Source organism: Lactobacillus colini (assembly GCF_017874575.1).
GTDB lineage: Bacteria > Bacillota > Bacilli > Lactobacillales > Lactobacillaceae > Lactobacillus > Lactobacillus colini.
Genome location: NZ_JAGGLU010000011.1, coordinates 1 through 17,472 on the forward strand (window position 1 = coordinate 1; position 17,472 = coordinate 17,472).

The 17,472-nt window shown below is 37.8% G+C and carries 16 protein-coding genes and 1 other RNA gene; 16 read left to right on the forward strand and 1 reads right to left on the reverse strand.

Features of this window, described 5'->3' with window-relative positions; genetic code table 11:
• Window positions 1-1,437 (forward strand): mucin-binding protein (locus tag J2Z60_RS08405; protein WP_209687254.1); only part of this gene is annotated, 1,437 nt, incomplete at its 5' end.
• 277 nt (window positions 1,438-1,714) lie between these two features.
• Entirely contained in the window at window positions 1,715-7,132 is a 5,418-nt protein-coding gene (locus tag J2Z60_RS08410) for a YSIRK-type signal peptide-containing protein (RefSeq protein WP_209687255.1), read from the forward strand.
• A gap of 637 nt (window positions 7,133-7,769) precedes the next feature.
• On the opposite strand, the gene J2Z60_RS08415 is transcribed toward J2Z60_RS08410, so the two are convergent.
• A complete protein-coding gene (locus tag J2Z60_RS08415; RefSeq protein ID WP_209687256.1) occupies window positions 7,770-8,168 on the reverse strand; it encodes a VOC family protein in 399 nt (132 codons plus the stop codon).
• A 529-nt stretch (window positions 8,169-8,697) separates the two neighbouring features.
• Here J2Z60_RS08415 and J2Z60_RS08420 point away from each other — a divergent pair.
• The 14 genes from J2Z60_RS08420 (at window position 8,698) to J2Z60_RS08485 (ending at window position 17,466) form a co-directional block, all read left to right on the forward strand.
• Entirely contained in the window at window positions 8,698-9,318 is a 621-nt protein-coding gene (locus tag J2Z60_RS08420; protein WP_209687257.1) for a class I SAM-dependent methyltransferase, read from the forward strand.
• A 12-nt stretch (window positions 9,319-9,330) separates the two neighbouring features.
• Window positions 9,331-9,846 (forward strand): tRNA adenosine(34) deaminase TadA, encoded by a 516-nt coding sequence (gene tadA, locus J2Z60_RS08425; RefSeq protein WP_209687258.1) that lies wholly within the window; start codon window positions 9,331-9,333, stop codon window positions 9,844-9,846.
• A 2-nt stretch (window positions 9,847-9,848) separates the two neighbouring features.
• Window positions 9,849-9,929: signal recognition particle sRNA small type (gene ffs / locus J2Z60_RS08430), an RNA gene on the forward strand.
• 73 nt (window positions 9,930-10,002) lie between these two features.
• Window positions 10,003-11,799 (forward strand): DNA polymerase III subunit gamma/tau, encoded by a 1,797-nt coding sequence (dnaX, locus tag J2Z60_RS08435; RefSeq protein WP_209687259.1) that lies wholly within the window; start codon window positions 10,003-10,005, stop codon window positions 11,797-11,799.
• 36 nt (window positions 11,800-11,835) lie between these two features.
• Complete coding sequence (locus J2Z60_RS08440) at window positions 11,836-12,165, forward strand: YbaB/EbfC family nucleoid-associated protein (RefSeq protein ID WP_209687260.1); 330 nt, start codon at window positions 11,836-11,838, stop codon at window positions 12,163-12,165.
• Between the two features lie 2 nt (window positions 12,166-12,167).
• Entirely contained in the window at window positions 12,168-12,767 is a 600-nt protein-coding gene (gene recR / locus J2Z60_RS08445; protein WP_209687261.1) for a recombination mediator RecR, read from the forward strand.
• Complete coding sequence (locus J2Z60_RS08450) at window positions 12,764-13,000, forward strand: YaaL family protein (RefSeq protein WP_209687262.1); 237 nt, start codon at window positions 12,764-12,766, stop codon at window positions 12,998-13,000. The genes recR and J2Z60_RS08450 overlap by 4 nt, the downstream gene beginning before the upstream one ends.
• Before the next feature lie 119 nt (window positions 13,001-13,119).
• Window positions 13,120-13,761 carry a dTMP kinase gene (tmk, locus tag J2Z60_RS08455; RefSeq protein ID WP_209687263.1) on the forward strand — a complete coding sequence of 214 codons (642 nt, stop codon included), beginning with the start codon at window positions 13,120-13,122 and terminating at the stop codon, window positions 13,759-13,761.
• Window positions 13,762-13,773: 12 nt separating this feature from the next.
• Window positions 13,774-14,097 carry a cyclic-di-AMP receptor gene (locus J2Z60_RS08460; RefSeq protein ID WP_209687264.1) on the forward strand — a complete coding sequence of 108 codons (324 nt, stop codon included), beginning with the start codon at window positions 13,774-13,776 and terminating at the stop codon, window positions 14,095-14,097.
• Window positions 14,097-14,951 carry a DNA polymerase III subunit gene (locus J2Z60_RS08465; protein WP_209687265.1) on the forward strand — a complete coding sequence of 285 codons (855 nt, stop codon included), beginning with the start codon at window positions 14,097-14,099 and terminating at the stop codon, window positions 14,949-14,951. Before J2Z60_RS08460 ends, J2Z60_RS08465 begins: the two co-directional genes overlap by 1 nt.
• Before the next feature lie 14 nt (window positions 14,952-14,965).
• A complete protein-coding gene (gene yabA / locus J2Z60_RS08470) occupies window positions 14,966-15,334 on the forward strand; it encodes a DNA replication initiation control protein YabA (protein ID WP_209687266.1) in 369 nt (122 codons plus the stop codon).
• Window positions 15,318-16,175, forward strand: coding sequence for a 16S rRNA (cytidine(1402)-2'-O)-methyltransferase (gene rsmI, locus J2Z60_RS08475; protein ID WP_209687267.1), 858 nt, complete (start codon window positions 15,318-15,320; stop codon window positions 16,173-16,175). Before yabA ends, rsmI begins: the two co-directional genes overlap by 17 nt.
• Window positions 16,176-16,178: 3 nt before the next feature.
• Window positions 16,179-16,910, forward strand: coding sequence for an acyl-[acyl-carrier-protein] thioesterase (locus tag J2Z60_RS08480; RefSeq protein WP_209687268.1), 732 nt, complete (start codon window positions 16,179-16,181; stop codon window positions 16,908-16,910).
• 40 nt (window positions 16,911-16,950) lie between these two features.
• On the forward strand, window positions 16,951-17,466 hold the full coding sequence (locus J2Z60_RS08485; protein WP_209687269.1) for a folate family ECF transporter S component: 516 nt from the start codon (window positions 16,951-16,953) through the stop codon (window positions 17,464-17,466).
• Window positions 17,467-17,472 lie beyond the last annotated feature (6 nt).

Below are 17,472 nucleotides of genomic sequence, written 5' to 3' on the forward strand. Positions count from 1 at the left end.
ACTGCCAACATCAAGTTCATAGATGACACTACAAAGAGCACACTGGAAACAAGTAGTAATAGCGGTAAGTTTGGTTCAAAGATTACTTTCAGTAGCAAGAATGGTGGTAGTGTAGAAGATATAATTAAGTACTACACAGATAAAGGCTACAAGGTGGTTTCTAACAACTTTAAGTCAGGGACTACTTACACTACAGAAGGTAACAACTTTGAAGTCCACTTCGAACATGATACAGAGGAAGTAACAGGAACAGGCACAGAAACAATTACCTATGTTTATGGCAATGGTCCAAAACAAGGCCAAACTGCAGCTGTTACCTACACCAAAACAGTAAACTTCACTGGTACAAAGGATAAGGTGGATGGTAGTGTTACTTGGAATGCTAGTCAAAAATTTGATGCAGTGAAGAGTCCGGATGTGACAGGCTATAAGGCAGATCAAGATAGTATTAGTAGCCAAACGTTGAGTGAACCAGGTAATCTAACATACAAGGTAGTTTACACAGCAGTTGATCAACCAGCTACAATTAGCTTCATAGATGACACTACTAAGACTACTTTAGAAACAGACAATAATCATGGTGATTATGGTTCAGAGATTACATTCAGTAGCAAGAATGGCAATAGTGTGGAAGATATAATCAAGTACTACACAGATAAAGGTTACAAGGTGGTCTCTAACAACTATAAGACAGGAACTACTTATACTACAGAAGGTAATAACTTCGAAGTTCACTTCGCTCATGATACTAAGGCTGCTCATGACAGCAAGGTAGTTACTGAAACTGTTCGCTATGTATACAGCGATGGAAGCCAAGCACATGAAGATTATGTTGCTCACAAGACCTTCACTAGAGATGGTGTAACTGACTTAGTAACTGGTATTACTACTTGGGGTAATTGGACTAGTGCACAAGTATTCGACAAGGTAGATAGCCCAGTACTTACTGGTTATACTGCTGATAAGTTACTTGTTGATCCAGTCACAGCTACTGCAGATAGTTCAGATATTAGCCAGGTAGTTACTTACTCGCCAGTTTCTGAACCAACTCCAGAACCGGGTAAAGATACTAATACTCCAACTCCAACTGTTCCTGAAACGCCAACTAAGCCAGAGGAACCACAAAATCCACAAAATCCGCAAGAGCCTCAACAACCAACAACCCCACCTACTACTAAGCCAGGTAAGGAAACTAATACTGAAAGTGGTAAGATTGTTGAGCCTACAACTACTAAGCAAGTAAAGGCTAACTTCGCTCACAAGACTAGTCCACAACCAACAACTGTGCATAAGCAAAGCAACAAGCAGAATCAACTTCCTCAAACCGGAGCTCGTGATTCAGAGCATAATGCATTGTTATTTGGTGGATTAGCACTGTTAGCTCTTGCAGGTTTATTTGGAATCGAAAGTTCCAAAAACAAAAAGCATAATAAGTAACTATTACTTAAGCTTAAATACACTTAAAGTCGATAGCTTTAAGTGTATTTTTATTCCGGATAATTTACATTGAAATGTGTATTTTATTTGTGTAAAATTTTTATAAAATATAGTTTTTAATAAAAGTTAAATTCATGCTGCTCTTAGTAGGTGTGTTATCTAATTAATTAAAATAAAATATTTGATTGAGCATAATTTAAGTGTAGAATTATACACTGTAATAACATGCATAATTTAATTTTTAAAATCTTAAATAACTTATGAAAGGCTATGTAAAATGAGATTATCAAAGAATAATATTAAAGAGCGTCAAAGAAAAACAGCACAAATAGGTGAGCAACATTTTGGCTTACGGAAATTGTCGATTGGTGTTGCTTCTGTGTTGTTGTCTACCTCTTTATACTTTGGGGTATCAACTAATGTAGCAAATGCTGCTACTAATGATTCAGAAGCTGGTACTCAAACGGCAACTACTACAAATACTCAAAGCCAGTCAACTGCAGATGCTGCAACTAACCAAGATGCAGTATCAACTACTTCAAGCACTGCTTCCAATACAGATAATACTTCTGAAAAGTCTGCTCAAACTACTCAAGCTGTATCAACTACCACAGCCGAGAATAGTCAAGATAGTGTTAAAGATTCTCAGACTGCAACCACTGCCGCAACTAATAAACAAACTTCTACTAAAGATAGTACCCCAGTTGCTACAACTAGTTCTCTAGCTACTACTTCTACTGATTCAACTGCTAATAGTGCAACTACTAATATCAGTAAGACACCAACTACTTCAAGCAATGAATCTACTAATGTAAGTGCTTATAAGGAAGTAGCAATTAATCTTGATGATTTAAAGAAGATGTCTGGCAGTGATTTAGCTAAATATGTATTTACTTCTTTAGCAGCTACTTCAACTCAAGACCAACCTGCAATGACTAAGGGTACTCAAAGCTTCACTGGAAAAATCAATGTAGGCCGTACCGGTGCAAGTGCCGGAAGTACTAATGTTACTTTTAATGGTAATACAGCTTATAGTGACAACACTTCAATAGAGATTAACCGAACTAATGATTCAAATAACAGCGAATATACTATGAGTAAAGCTGATGCAGATTCGACTAGCCCAGTTATCATTCGCGTTAGAACTGCAATCATTACAACTGGTACTAAGAATATCTCATTACCAGAGTTTTATTTTGATTATCGTAGTTCGAATATTACTGATAATGGTAAGTTCTATCCACAAAGTGAAATTAAGAATGCAGTCTTTGGACCAGATAAGACAGTATATTTTGCTCAAGTAAAAAATGAAAATCCATTTAATAAAAATTCCAACTTCTTTATTGAGCAAGATAGAGTAAGTGTAGATCCAAGTCAAAATTCTCAAGATTATTTCTACTATATTGCATCATGGACATTTGATAATGCTAACCACGCCAATGAAACATTAATTGCTATTGGTGCTGTTCCTAAGCTAGCAGATGATGCAAATAGCTATGTCTTTAGAAAAGGTGATACCGATCTTCCTTCAATTAGTGATATGATCACCAATGAGGACGAGATTGTAGGTAATAATAATTTAACTAATAAGCCTACCCTAAGCTTCAATAACTTTGATACCACTACTCCTGGTAATAGGACAGGACAGGTCGTTGTTACTTATCCTAAGTTTACTGATGATGTAGACTTAACCGGTTATGTTGATACTACAGGTTCTAACTTTACTATTAATGACCAGGCTTATACTAGCCAAAACGTTACGACTAAAGCGGTAGACTTTACTTATCAAGTCGTTAATGCAGATTATTTACAAAAGGCTTACGATAATGCTAATAAGATCTTGAATAATCTGAACTATACTCAAGCTGATGCAGATAAGCAAACTGCCCTCACGCAACAGATAGCAGAAGCTAAAAGTATTATTGATAATCACAAGTCTACACAAGATCAAGTTTATACAGCGTTAAATAATTTGAAGGCTGCTGTAGCTGATCTAAATGGCTTTAATAATTTAAGCAGCTTGAATGACAAGCAAAAATCATCCCTAGAAGAGCAATTTAAGAATGTCGATTTAACTGCAGATACTTTGAATCAAGATGTAACTGATATAGCAAATACTGCCGATGCTCTTAATACTGCTATGAGCAACTTGAATACTTCAGTAAGTGACTATGACACAACTAAGTCAAGTGTAAACTATACTAATGCCGATGCGGATAAGCAAACAGCTTATGATAATGCAGTAGCAGCAGCGCAAGCTATTTTAGCTAAGGATGGAGATAATGCGGACAGTAGTGCAGTTCAAGCAGCGCAAAAAGCAGTAGAAGATGCGAAAGCAGCCCTAAACGGAAAGGCCAACTTAGATAAATCTAAGCAAGCAGCCAAAGATGCAATAGATAAGTTAGCTAACTTGAACGATGCCCAAAAGCAAGCAGCTAAAGATGCAGTAGATAATGCAACAACACCGGATGCAGTAACTACAGCCCAAACTACCGCTAAGACTCTAGATGATGACATGGGTGACTTGAATACTTCAGTAAGTGACTATGACACAACTAAGTCAAGTTTGAACTATACTAATGCCGATGCGGATAAGCAAAAGGCTTATGATGATGCAGTAGCAGCAGCGCAAGCTATTTTAGCTAAGGTTGGAGATAATGCGGACAGTAGTGCAGTTCAAGCAGCTAAAAAAGCAGTAGAAGATGCGAAAGCAGCCCTGAACGGAAATGCCAACTTAGAAAAAGCAAAGCAAGCAGCCAAAGATGCGATAGATGCTTTGACTAACTTGAACGATGCTCAAAAGACAGCAGCTAAGGAAGCAGTAGAAAAGGCAACTGATCCAGCAGGAGTAACTACAGCCCAAAATACAGCCACAAATTTAAATGGCAACATGGGCGATTTAAATAGTTCAGTAGGTGACTATGACACAACTGAGAAAAGCGTGAACTATACTAATGCCGATGCGGATAAGCAAAAGGCTTATGATGATGCAGTAGCAGCAGCTAAAGCTATTTTAGCTAAGGATGGAGATAATGCGGACAGTAGTGTAGTTCAAGCAGCGCAAAAAGCAGTAGAAGATGCGAAAGCAGCCCTGAACGGAAATGCCAACTTAGAAAAAGCAAAGCAAGCAGCCAAAGATGCAATAGATAAGTTAGCTAACTTGAACGATGCCCAAAAGCAAGCAGCTAAAGATGCAGTAGATAATGCAACTGATCCAACAGGTGTAGATAATGCTAAGAATAATGCAACAAACTTAGATGGTTCAATGGGTAATTTGAAGTCTGAAGCAGAAAAATCTGATGATGTTAAGAAGGACTTGAACTACACTAATGCAAGTCAAGCAGCTAAAGATGCTTACGACAATGCTTTAAGTGCTGCAGAAAAGATCATTGCTCAAAATGGTTCAAATTCAGATGATGAAGCAGTTCAAGAAGCATTAACAAACTTGCAAAAGGCTAAAGAAGGCTTAGATGGAAATGCCAACTTAGATAAGTCTAAGCAAGCAGCCAAAGATGCGATAGACAAGTTAGCTAACTTGAACGATGCTCAAAAACAAGCAGCCAAGGCAGCAGTAGCAGCAGCTAAGAATCCAACAGATGTAGATAGTGCAAAAACTACTGCAACAAGCTTAGATAAATCAATGGGTGATTTGAAGTCTGAAGCAGATAAGTCTAATGATGTTAAGAAGGACTTGAATTACACTAACGCAAGTCAAGCTGCTAAAGATGATTATGATAAAGCATTAAGTGCTGCAGAAAACATCATTAATCAAAATGGTCCAGATTCAGATGATCCAGCAGTTCAAGAAGCATTAACAAACTTGCAAAAAGCTAAAAATGCGTTAGATGGAAATGCCAACTTAGATAAATCAAAGGAAGCAGCTAAAGCCGCAATAGATGCTTTAACTAATTTGAACGATGCTCAAAAGACAGCAGCCAAGGCAGCAGTAGCAGCAGCTAAGAATCCAACAGATGTAGATAGCGCAAAAACTACTGCAACAAATCTAGATAAATCAATGGGTGATTTGAAGTCTGAAGCAGATAAGTCTAGTGATGTTAAGAAGGACTTGAACTATACTAACGCAAGTCAAACTGCTAAGGACGCATATGATAAGGCAGTCAAGAACGCACAAGACGTAATCGCTAAGCAAGGACCAAACGCAGAAGATCCAGCAGTTCAAGCCGCAATAGACGATTTGAAGCTAGCTGAAGCAGGTTTAAATGGAATCAAGAACTTAGCAGATTCAAAGGCAGCAGTTAAGCAAGCCATTGATAACTTGGCTAACTTGAATGACGCTCAAAAGGCAGCCGCTAAGGCAGCAGTAGACTCCGCAGCAACACCAGATGCAGTAACAAGTGCCCAGAATACTGCTAATACTTTGAACGGAACTATGGGAGACTTAATCGTTGCCGAAGATGGCACAAGTGCAGTGAAGACAAGCTTGAACTACACTAACGCAAGTCAAACTGCTAAGGACGCATATGATAAGGCAGTCAAGAACGCGCAAGAAGTAATAGCCAAGCAAGGACCAAACGCAGAAGATCCAGCAGTTCAAGCCGCAATAGACGATTTGAAGCTAGCTGAAGCAGGTTTAAATGGAATCAAGAACTTAGCAGATTCAAAGGCAGCAGTTAAGCAAGCCATTGATAACTTAGCTAACTTGAATGACGCCCAAAAGGCAGCAGCCAAGGCAGCAGTAGACTCCGCAACCACACCAGATGCAGTAACAAGTGCCCAGAATACTGCTAATACTTTGAACGGAACTATGGGAGACTTAATCGTTGCCGAAGATGGCACAAGTGCAGTGAAGACAAGCTTGAACTACACTAACGCAAGTCAAGCAGCCAAGGATGCATATGATAAGGCAGTTAAGAACGCACAAGAAGTAATCGCTAAGCAAGGACCAGATGCTAAGAACCCAGCTGTCTTAGCTGCGATCGAAGCTTTGAAGTTAGCGGCAAGTAAGTTAGATGGTAACAAGAACTTAGATGATGCTAAGGCAGTAGCTAACTTGGCAATTGATAAGTTGGAATACTTAAATGACGCCCAAAAGCAAGCCGCTAAGTCCGCAATTAATTCTGCTGCAGACCCTACAACTCTTGCTCAAGCTCGTCTTACTGCTAACAATTTGAATGCCGTAATGGGCAGCTTGATCCAACTAGTTAATAATGTAAAAGATGACTTCTCATTAGTGAAGTACCAATATGCTACAGGCACTAAGCAAGTTGACTTCGATACTGCATTTAAGGGAGCACAAGCAATTATTGCTAAGGAAGGTCTAAATGTAACCCAAGAAGCAGTTCAAAAAGCTCTTGAGGCCTTGAAGCAAGCAGATGAAGCACTAGATGGCGTAGAACCAGCTCCAGTTGTGGAAGATACGACTAATAATGTTCAACAACCAACTGAAACTCCTTCTACTACTGAACCAGCTTCAGCTAATAAACCTGAAAAAGTAGTTAAGCCAGCTAAGAAGCAAACAAGTGTCCACAAGCCAGTTGCTACTAAGACTATTAAGCAAGCAACTCCTTCTGCTGCCAAGCAGTCAGCTAATAAAGCCGTGCCAACTGCTAAGAAGTTGCCACAAACTGGCGAAGCTAATGACCAAAAACTATCCCTATTAGGCTTAGGTTTAGCCGTTGTTTCATTAGCAGGTCTAGCAGGACTTGAATTATTGAAACGTAAGAAAGATAGATAGTTTTAATCTAATATAAAAAAAGTACCTCTAATTATTAGACAATTGCCTAATGATTATAAGGTACTTTTTTAGTTTATTGCTTATTAAAAAGGCAAGTCTAAGAGTGCAGATAGACAAAGCATCCCAGACTTGCCTTTGTTATAATACTATTAGCAGAATAGAAAAGTTGAAATTACGGTGGTATCTTTTTTCAAAAGGAGATGATGCTTATGGTGTAAATACCCATAAATCAGATTCTGACGGAAAGGAGGTACACTTGCCTTGATGAATTTCATGCTCAAGTTTACTGGTTTATTAATCATTCAAGTAGTCCTTTTGACTATCTTGATAATTGAATTAACTAAATTGGTAAGAGCTTCTAAGAAATTCATCAGAGAAATTCGCTTTAAGCGAAAATAAAAAAGCAAGTGAAGCCGTGATACAATTTTTGGCATAGTTGTTAACGGCTCATTTGCTACTACAATTGATACCACCGTTCTTGAAACGGCTCTAATCTGCTAAGACGTTGTTGGAGCAAAGTCTTAGCAGATTTTTAGGTATATTATACAATCTTTATGACTTAATTCAATAAGTATGATTATCGATATTTCATAGGCATCAAAAAAGAAAATATGAAAGTATCAAACATGGCAACGTATTAGAATTTGCCATCTGTGCGATCTTCTATATAATTATCTGGCATCTGATCAATTAAACCAAATATATTGCCTACTGGATCAGCGACATAGGCCATTGTGAATCCTGTATCGGTTGAAAATTTAGGCATTAATAATTTTCCGCCATGCTTGATAAATGTGTTAATCGTTTCTTCTAGATCATCCACATAAATATCTAAGGCAATCCACTCTTGCTTATCCTTAGTAAATGGATCACCGACAGCCCCAAATAGACTATCCTTACCTGTAATAATACCATGATATTCCATTGAACCATCTTTAGGAAGAACTTTCCAACCAAAAGCGTCGGAATAGAGCATACCTAATTCCTTTGAATTACGGTGAATAATTTCCCATGATATAACTTGTCCATTATGCATAAATTGTTGCCTCCTTATTTGAAACACAGATATATTATAAAGAGAAAAGGTGACATTTTAAGTCACTATTACTATATTTTTATAATTAAGAGGAAAATAAATATGGCAAAAACCGCACGTCTTATTAAGATAATTAATTATCTATCAACTCATCCTGAATTTAATATTCAAGAATTAACTAACAAATTTAAAATACATTTTATCGTGATTTAGTTGATCTAGCTGACTTAGGTGTAATCGTTGATTCTGTTACTGGAAGGAACGGAGGCTTTAAAGTTGTTTCGAATATTTATGAAAATAAAACCTTTTTAACTAATAAAGAAATCGATTATCTGATTTCAATTTTAAAAGAGTATCCAGTTAAAGATAGACAGGAGAAAAAATTCATAAGTACAATCGTGCACAAGTTAGATAGTTACTATAATAGATAAAAGAGTTAATTAAAGAATGTTCGTAGCAGGTATCATAGATTCTATTAATCGTTCACGATATAATGATAGAACAGCTATTTCTAAAAAAGGTGACTTAAATGAAACAAGAAAAAAATCAAATGTATTTTGCAACAGATCCGACTGCTAAGCACGATGAGCGCTTAGTTGACTACCATGTTGATGATATTGACTTAAAGTTTACGACTGATGCGGGGGTCTTTTCTAAGTTAAGAATTGATTATGGTTCTGGGGTCTTAATTAAGGTAATGAAGGAGATAGATTTTCCTAAAGAGAACATCCTAGATGTGGGAACTGGATATGGACCAATTGGCTTATTCGCAGCGAAGTTTTGGCCTCAGCAAGAAGTTGATATGGTAGATGTTAACGAACGTGCGCTAGGATTAGCTAAGAAGAATGCGACCTTCAATCAAATCAAAAATGTAAATATTTATTCATCAAATGTCTATGAGAGCATCCCTGAAGCTAAGAAGTACGGCTTAATTGTGACTAATCCACCTATCCGTGCCGGCAAGAAGGTTGTCGATGCAATCTTAAGTGGCGCTTATGACCACTTAACTGCTAGTGGCAGTATCCTAGCCGTTATCCAAAAAAAGCAAGGTGCCCCTAGTGCGCGTAAGTTACTAGAACAAGTTTATGGTAATTGTGAGATTCTAGCTCGTGATAAGGGCTATTATATTCTAAGAAGTGTGAAGGATTAAAGGAGGCTTGCCTTGCTTGCAAAAGAAGATAAAGAAAAGTTCATGAAACTAGCCTTCATCCAAGCCCAAAAAGCTGAAGATCAAGACGAAGTGCCTATTGGTGCTATTATAGTTAGTCCTGAAGGCGAGGTAATTGGCGAAGGCTACAACCGCAGAGAACTCGACGAAGATAGCACCCAGCATGCAGAAATGATTGCAATTAGGCAAGCCTGCCGTAAGTTAGGCTCTTGGCGCTTAATTGATTGCTGCTTATTTGTGACTCTAGAGCCTTGCCCAATGTGTGCGGGTGCAATTATTAATTCTAGGATTAAGGAAGTTTATTATGGGGCCTTTGATCCTAAAGCTGGAGCAGCAGGGAGTGTAGTTGACTTATTTAAGGTTGAGAAGTTTAACCACCATCCGCAAGTTTATGGCGGATTATATCAAGTTCAAGCTGCTCAAATGCTGAAGGATTTTTTTAGAAAAATAAGAAATAAGCAAAAAGCAACTAATAATAGTGGAAAAAAATCTCCAAATAAGTTATTATAGTTTACGGGCAATGTTCAACCTCTGAATTGTGTCAGGACCGGAAGGTAGCAGCACTAAGGTTGTTTGGGCATGTGCCTTTTTTTGAGACATTTAACACAACTCTTAACTCTTCTAAAGAGTTAGGAGTTTTTTTAAATTCGGGGAGTAGGAGTACATATGGCTTATCAAGCGCTATATCGCAAGTGGCGGCCACGCTCATTTGATTCAGTGGTTGGACAGGCTGCGATAACTGATACATTAAAAAATGCCATCAAGCGGGGCAAGATTTCACACGCATTCTTGTTTGCCGGTCCTAGGGGAACTGGTAAGACATCTTGTGCGAAGATCTTTGCTAAGGCTCTCAATTGTACTAACTTGCAAGACGGTGAACCATGTAATAAGTGTGAGAATTGTCTTGCAGCCGATAAGGGTGCGATGAGCGATATTATTGAAATCGATGCTGCTTCTAACAATGGAGTTGATGAAATTCGCGAAATTCGCGATAAGGTTAAATACGCACCTACTCAAGGTAAATACAAAGTTTATATTATTGATGAGGTCCACATGTTATCAATGGGTGCCTTTAACGCCTTACTTAAGACTCTAGAAGAGCCACCTGAGCATGTAGTCTTCATCTTGGCTACTACTGAATTACAGAAGGTTCCAGCAACAATTATTTCAAGGACGCAGCGCTATAACTTCAAGCGGATTGACCAACAAGATTTAATTGCCCGGATGGAATATATCTTAAGTCAAGAAGAGATCAAGTATGAGCCTGAAGCCTTACGTGTTATTGCTCAAGTGGCAGATGGCGGAATGCGTGATAGCTTAAGTATCTTGGACCAGATTCTATCTTATGATTTAGATGTTGTGAAGTATCAAGATGCTCTGAAGATTACGGGTTTTGCAGATCAAGAGAAGATTGAGCAGCTGTTTTTAAGTTTGAATAAGCAAGATACTGAAGGTGCCTTAACTCAAGTTAAGGAGTTAATTCAAGCTGGTGCTAGCAGCAAGAATATCTTGGATGAATTGATTGAATTAAGCGTGCAGGGGATGCTGTCGATTAAGGGGAATCAAGATCATAGCTACTTAGTTGAGAATTATCTTGAAGAGCTGAAGCAGCTTCCAAGCGATAACTTCTTTAGGTTAATTAAGTTAGCTAATGAAGCCCTAACTGACTTGCGTTTTACTAACCAGCAAGCTATTCCACTAGATGTCTTTATTGTTAAGATGACTAGCATGCAGGATCATCCTGAAGTCAAGCAAGCAGATAATTTAAATAACCCAGACTTAACTAGTCTGAAAAAGCAACTTACCTTACTTGAAGAAAAAGTAGCTACCCTAGCTAACAATGCGCCTAAGCAAGTTGCAAGCAGTGACTTCTCAGGTAAGATTGACCAGCCTCACTCTCCTAAAGAACCAGTAAATATTCCGCAAGTGAGCTCAGCTCCTAAGAAGCCTAAGCATAAGGCAATTACTGATGTAGCTAAGGAGAATAATCGCAAGAAAGTTTATCATGTATTAGAAAATGCGACTAAAGATGATATTCTTGCTATTAAAGACACTTGGAATGATGTGGTATCTACATTTAGACCAGATCAAAAAGCCCTACTCGGCGTCTTAACTCCGGTAGCTGCTAGTCCTGATCAAGTAGTTCTAAGCTGTAAGTATGAAATGTGGTTCCAACAAGCTGCTGCCGACAGTCAACTAGTAGAAACAATTGAAGCTCAAATAGCTAGGATGACTAAGCATAATTATGGTATTGTATTAGTGCCAGCAGATTCTTGGCAACAGGTAAGAAGTGACTTCGTTCAAAGCCACAAGCAAGAGCTTCTTGCCAAAAAGCTTAAAAAACTAAGTCAAGATCCACAAGACCAAGAATCTAATGATTCTAAGGTGAGTTCAGATGATAAGCAAAAAATAATTGCTAAGGCTCAGGAACTTTTTGGTGATTTAGCACATATCAAAGATTAAAATAAAGAATATAAAAAATAAAGGAGACATTTAATCATGGGTAAAAGACCTAACTTTGGTGGTATGGGCATGGGTAACATGCAAAATTTAATTAAACAAGCCAAAAAAATGCAAAAGCAAATGGCTGAAGAACAAGCTAACTTGTCAACACAAGAATTCGTAGGTAAGTCAGCTGATGATCTAGTTGTAGCAACCTTCACCGGCGACCGTAAGTTGAAGGATCTTAAGATTGCTGCAGAAGCTATTGATCCAGATGATCCAGATATGTTACAAGATCTTGTAATTGATGCTGTTAATAAGGGAATTCAAGAAGTTGAAGATGCAACTCAAGCATCAATGGGTAAGTATACTAAGGGTCTGATGTAATCATGCAATATCCATTACCAATTGCACGCTTAATTGAGAGTTATATGAAGTTGCCAGGAATTGGTGAAAAGACAGCTACTCGGCTAGCATTCTATACTTTAGATATGCCGCAAGAAGATGTAGAGGACTTTTCTAAGTCATTGATCCAAATCAAAAAAGACATTCACTACTGTTCAATATGTGGTAATATTACTGAAACTGATCCTTGTGTGATCTGTCGTGATCCTAATCGCGACCAGTCGACAATTATGGTAGTTGAACAAGCTAAGGACGTAATGGCCTTTGAAGAGATGGGCGAATATGATGGACTATACCATGTCTTACACGGCGTTCTATCACCGATGGACGGCATAGGACCAGAAGAAGTTAACATTAAGAGCTTAATTACTCGCTTGCAGAAAAGTGACGATGTTAAGGAAGTTATCCTAGCTCTTAATTCAACTTCTGAAGGTGAAGCAACAGCAATGTATATTGGTAAGTTGATTAAGCCAGCAGGTCTCAAGGTGACCCGCCTAGCTGCGGGATTAGCCGTTGGTAGTGATATTGAATATGCTAATTCAATTACGTTAAAGCGTGCTGTTCAAGGGAGAACCAGTCTATGATTAGAAAAAAGCACCATATAAAACAAGAAGGCGACGATAAATTACTTAGGGTAATTTATGCTTTGCAACATCAACTAGCAGTTCAAAAGACTTTTTCTTCAACTACCTTAGACTTATCTGATGAAAACCGAATAGCTGATCGTATTTTACGCGCTAAGTATAGCTTTCTATATGAAGAAGCTAGAAGGCGACACGCTAAATCTAGTGACCCATATAGTGTAATTACACAATAAGTTGTAGCTCATGAATATCATGGGCTTTTTTGCTATCAAAATTAAAAAAGTGAAATTTAATTAAAATCAGGCTGTTTTTAGATACGAATTTAACGTAAAATTCAAAGTGGGAGGATTTTATGAGAGGATATTTAATTACTTTTGAAGGACCAGACGGAGCAGGTAAGACGACAGTCTTACATGAAGTTATTAAGCAAGTTGCTCCTGAATTAAAGCAGCCATATATTATTACCCGTGAGCCAGGTGGTTCTAAAATATCTGAGAATATTAGACAGATTATTCTTGACCCTACTAATCAAGAGATGGATGCTAAGACAGAAGCGCTTCTTTATGCGGCATCTAGAAGCCAGCATGTAAGTGAAATTATGCGACCAGCCTTACATGAAGGAAAGATTATTTTTTCTGATCGCTTTGTTGATAGTTCACTAGCTTATCAAGGGATGGGGCGCAACTTAGGTATTAAGGAAGTTAAGGCGATCAATGACTTTGCGACAGGACACCTTGAGCCTGACTTAACACTCTTTTTGGATATTGATCCCGCCCAAGGTCTGGCTAGAATTAAGAAATTAAGACCAGATCAAGAAGACAGGCTAGAACAAGAGAAGCTGGAGTTTCATAAGAAGGTCTATCAGGGCTACAAGGAAGTAGAGCGGATGTATCCTGACCGAATAAAAAATATTGATGCAAGTGCGTCATTAGCTGAAGTAGTAGCTCAAAGTGTTAAAATAATAAAAAAGCAATTACCAGAAATATTTAAGTAAGGACTTGAAATTATGAAATTAATACTTGCCGTTGTTCAAGATAAAGACGCAGCAGCCTTATCTAAGAAGTTTATCGAAAATGATGTTCGTGCTACTAAATTGGCAACTAGTGGAGGTTTTTTGAAAGCTGGAAATACTACTTTTATTATTGGGATTGAGGATGATCGGGTAAGCGATGTAATGGAAATTATCAAAGAAAGCTCGCACACTCGTGAACAATATGTTTCGCCAAGCATCTCTTCAAGAGGATCTGCGATGATGTCTGAACCTGTTAAGGTTACTGTTGGCGGGGCGACAGTATTTGTATTACCAGTTGAGGAATTTAAGCACTTTTAATGATTGATCTAAAAAATATTGGTAAGACGCAGGTTGATTTTTTAAGGGATGCATATAACCATGACAAGATTGCTCACTCTTACTTGTTCATTGATCCAATGCAGGAAAAGGGCTTGGCCACGGCTTATTGGTTAGCTTGCTTATTCAATTGTACAGGTACTAATAAGCCTGATGGCACTTGCAATGAATGCCAGCGAATCTTATCTGGTAACCATCCGGACGTTTTTTTAGTAAAATTAGAAGGAAAGCAGACCTTGTCAATTGACCAAGTCCGCCCCTTAAAAGAAGAGCTATCCAAGAGTCCAGTGGAAGGTACAAGACGGTTCTTCTTCATTGAGAATGCAGATAAGTTGACCTTAGCGGCTAATAATGCACTCTTGAACTTGTTAGAAGAGCCCGTTGCCCCGGTAGTAACGATCTTAATTGCTAATAATGCTAATCAGATCTTGCCAACAGTTCGTTCACGAACTCAGATAGTTAACTTTTATGATGAAAAAGAAGACAGCCGCTATAGTAAGTTATTAGAATTTGGCTTGAATAGTGATGAAATTGCTGATTTAGGCGATACTAGTAATTTAGAACAAGAATGTAAGTATCTATATCAAGAACTATTAGAAAATAGTGACATGGCAATTGTGAGGGTGCATAAGCTAGCAGGATTGGCTAATAAGCCAGGTAGTCAGAAGTTTGTTTTTTATCAATTAAAGCAATTTGCCTTAGACAAGATAGATAAATACATTAATTTAGAAAAGAATGCACAACTGTTACAGTTATTAATGGATTGTGACAAGATGAGGGCAAGTAATGTTAATTTTCATAATTGCCTAGATTATTTAGTATTGAAGTTTGAATGATAGAGGTGCTAAAAGTGGATCCGTTTTCACAATTATCGCAGTTGCATCAAAGCTTAGAAGAAATGGCCCAAACTGTATCTGGTTTGGAAAATGATATGCTTGATGTATTAAAAGAAAATACAGAATTAAAAGTTGAAAATCAGCTGCTACGTGACAAGTTAAGCAAGATGGATAAGACTAAATCACCAGTAGAAGGAAAGTCTCAATCTGGCTTAAAGTCGTTAAGAGATATTTATAATACTGGCTTTCACATTTGTAATCCATACTATGGATCACACAGAGAAGCTGGGGAAGATTGTATGTTTTGTTTAGATATCTTAGATAACTTTGTAAATCCGGGTCCTAAGCCTCACAAAGGAAATAAAGATGCAAAGACAAAGTAGTTTTAAAAATAATGATGTTGGTACTCTTTATTTAGTTCCAACACCGATTGGTAATTTAGAAGATATTACACTTAGGGCTAAGCGAATTTTGACTGAAGCTGACTATATTGCTGCTGAAGATACTAGAACTAGTGGAATATTGTTAGAGAAGATTGGTGTCCATAATCATATGATTTCGTTTCATAAGTATAATTCTAAGCAGCGGGCACCAGAATTAATCCAATTACTACAAGAAGGTAAGACAATTGCGGAAATTTCCGATGCTGGAATGCCAGTAATTTCAGATCCTGGTTATATCTTGGTGAAAGAGTGCATTAAGCATGATATTCCGGTTGTTTCTCTGCCGGGTCCATCAGCCTTTGCGACCGCCTTGATTGCTTCAGGATTTGATGCACAGCCATTTACTTATTGGGGGTTCTTGCCAAGGAAGGCAAGTGAGCAGGTTCCTTATTTTGAACAGATGAATGAATTTAAGGGAACTTCAATCTTTTATGAAGCACCTCATCGCTTAAAAAAGACCCTGAAGAATCTAGCAACTGTTTTAGATTCAGACCGTCAAATTGCCTTAGCTAGGGAATTGACCAAGATTCATGAAGAATATTTACGTGGGAGTATTACTGAGATTAATGAGTATTTCGCTGAAAATGATCCGCGAGGTGAATTTGTAGTCTTAATCTCGCCTAACACTCAAGAAAGCTCTCAGTTATCTTGGGATGAGTTAGTTAAGAGCGTTGCTCAATTGGTAGCCGATGGTAAGTCAAAAAAAGATGCGATTAAGCAAGTTGCTAAAGAAAATAAAGTATCAAAGAATGAATTATATGATAAGTATCATCAAGGATAGAAGATGAAAGATTTTAAACAAGAAAAAGTAATTGATTATGGTAATTGTGATGAAGAAGAACGATTAGAGTTGCCATTTTTAGTTGAATATATGATGGAAGTGTCTAATAAGCAACTAGATAATGAGCATGCCGGAATCAATGACTTAATGGAGCGAGGACTAGGATGGGTAGTTTTGGATTATGACTTTACCATCCATCGCCTTCCTAGAGCTGGAGAGAGAGTAGTATTTACTACTAAAGCTAATGGCTATAACCGTATTTTTTGTTATCGTGACTTTAGTGTTGAAGATTTGGCTGGCAAGAAGTTAGTTGAAGTAAGGAGCCAGTGGGTGATGCTGGATTTGGCGACTAGGAGGGTAGTTGCTCCGGACCCTGCTTGGATGAAGGAACTTGATAATCCGCCATTAGACCATCTGCCGCGCTTTAAGAAGGCCAGACCATTAAGAGAGTGGGATAATAGCCAGAGCTATAGTGTGCGTTACTACGATTTAGATACTAATCATCATTTAACTAATAGCCGGTATTTTGATTGGATAATTGATGCCTTGCCGAGGGAGTTTTTGAATACACATGAACCAGTTTCTTTAAATATTACTTTCAAAAAAGAAGTAAAGTATAGACAAGAAGCACAATCTTTAGTAAAAATAGATATGGAAAAGTTAACTACTGATCATGAAATCAGAAACAGTAATGATGTAGCTGCTTTAGCTAAGATTGTTTGGCGTAAGAATTAAGCATGACTAATCAGGTCATGCTTTTTTAGGAGGGATGGCTATGAAGGTAAATACTAAACAAACGAACTTGCAAGACTTGGTATTTTTGGGATTATTAATTGCGATTAATATTGTTTTGCAAAAGATATCATTTGGACCAGCAACTGTTAAGGTCGGCTTAGGATTTATTGGCAATATTATGCTGGGATATTACTTTGGACCTTTTTGGGGTGGCATTGGTGGCATGTTAACTGATTTATTAACGTCAGCTATCTTTGGCTTTCAGGGGGGATTTTTCCCGGGATTTACCTTATCAGCAATCATAGGGGTAATGATTTATGGCTTTTTATTATATCAAAAACCGGTTAAATTATGGCGGATCGCAGTGGCGACTATTTTAGTAACGATTATTGTCAATGTTTTAATGAATACTTACTGGCTCCACTTGATGTATGGACTTGATTTAAAGGCAGCATTTATGCAGCGGATACTTAAAGAATTAATTGTGCCATGGATCCAAATAATCGTCGGCTATGTAGTTTTAAATGCGATTCAGCGTGTTAAAATAAGAAAGTAATCTAAA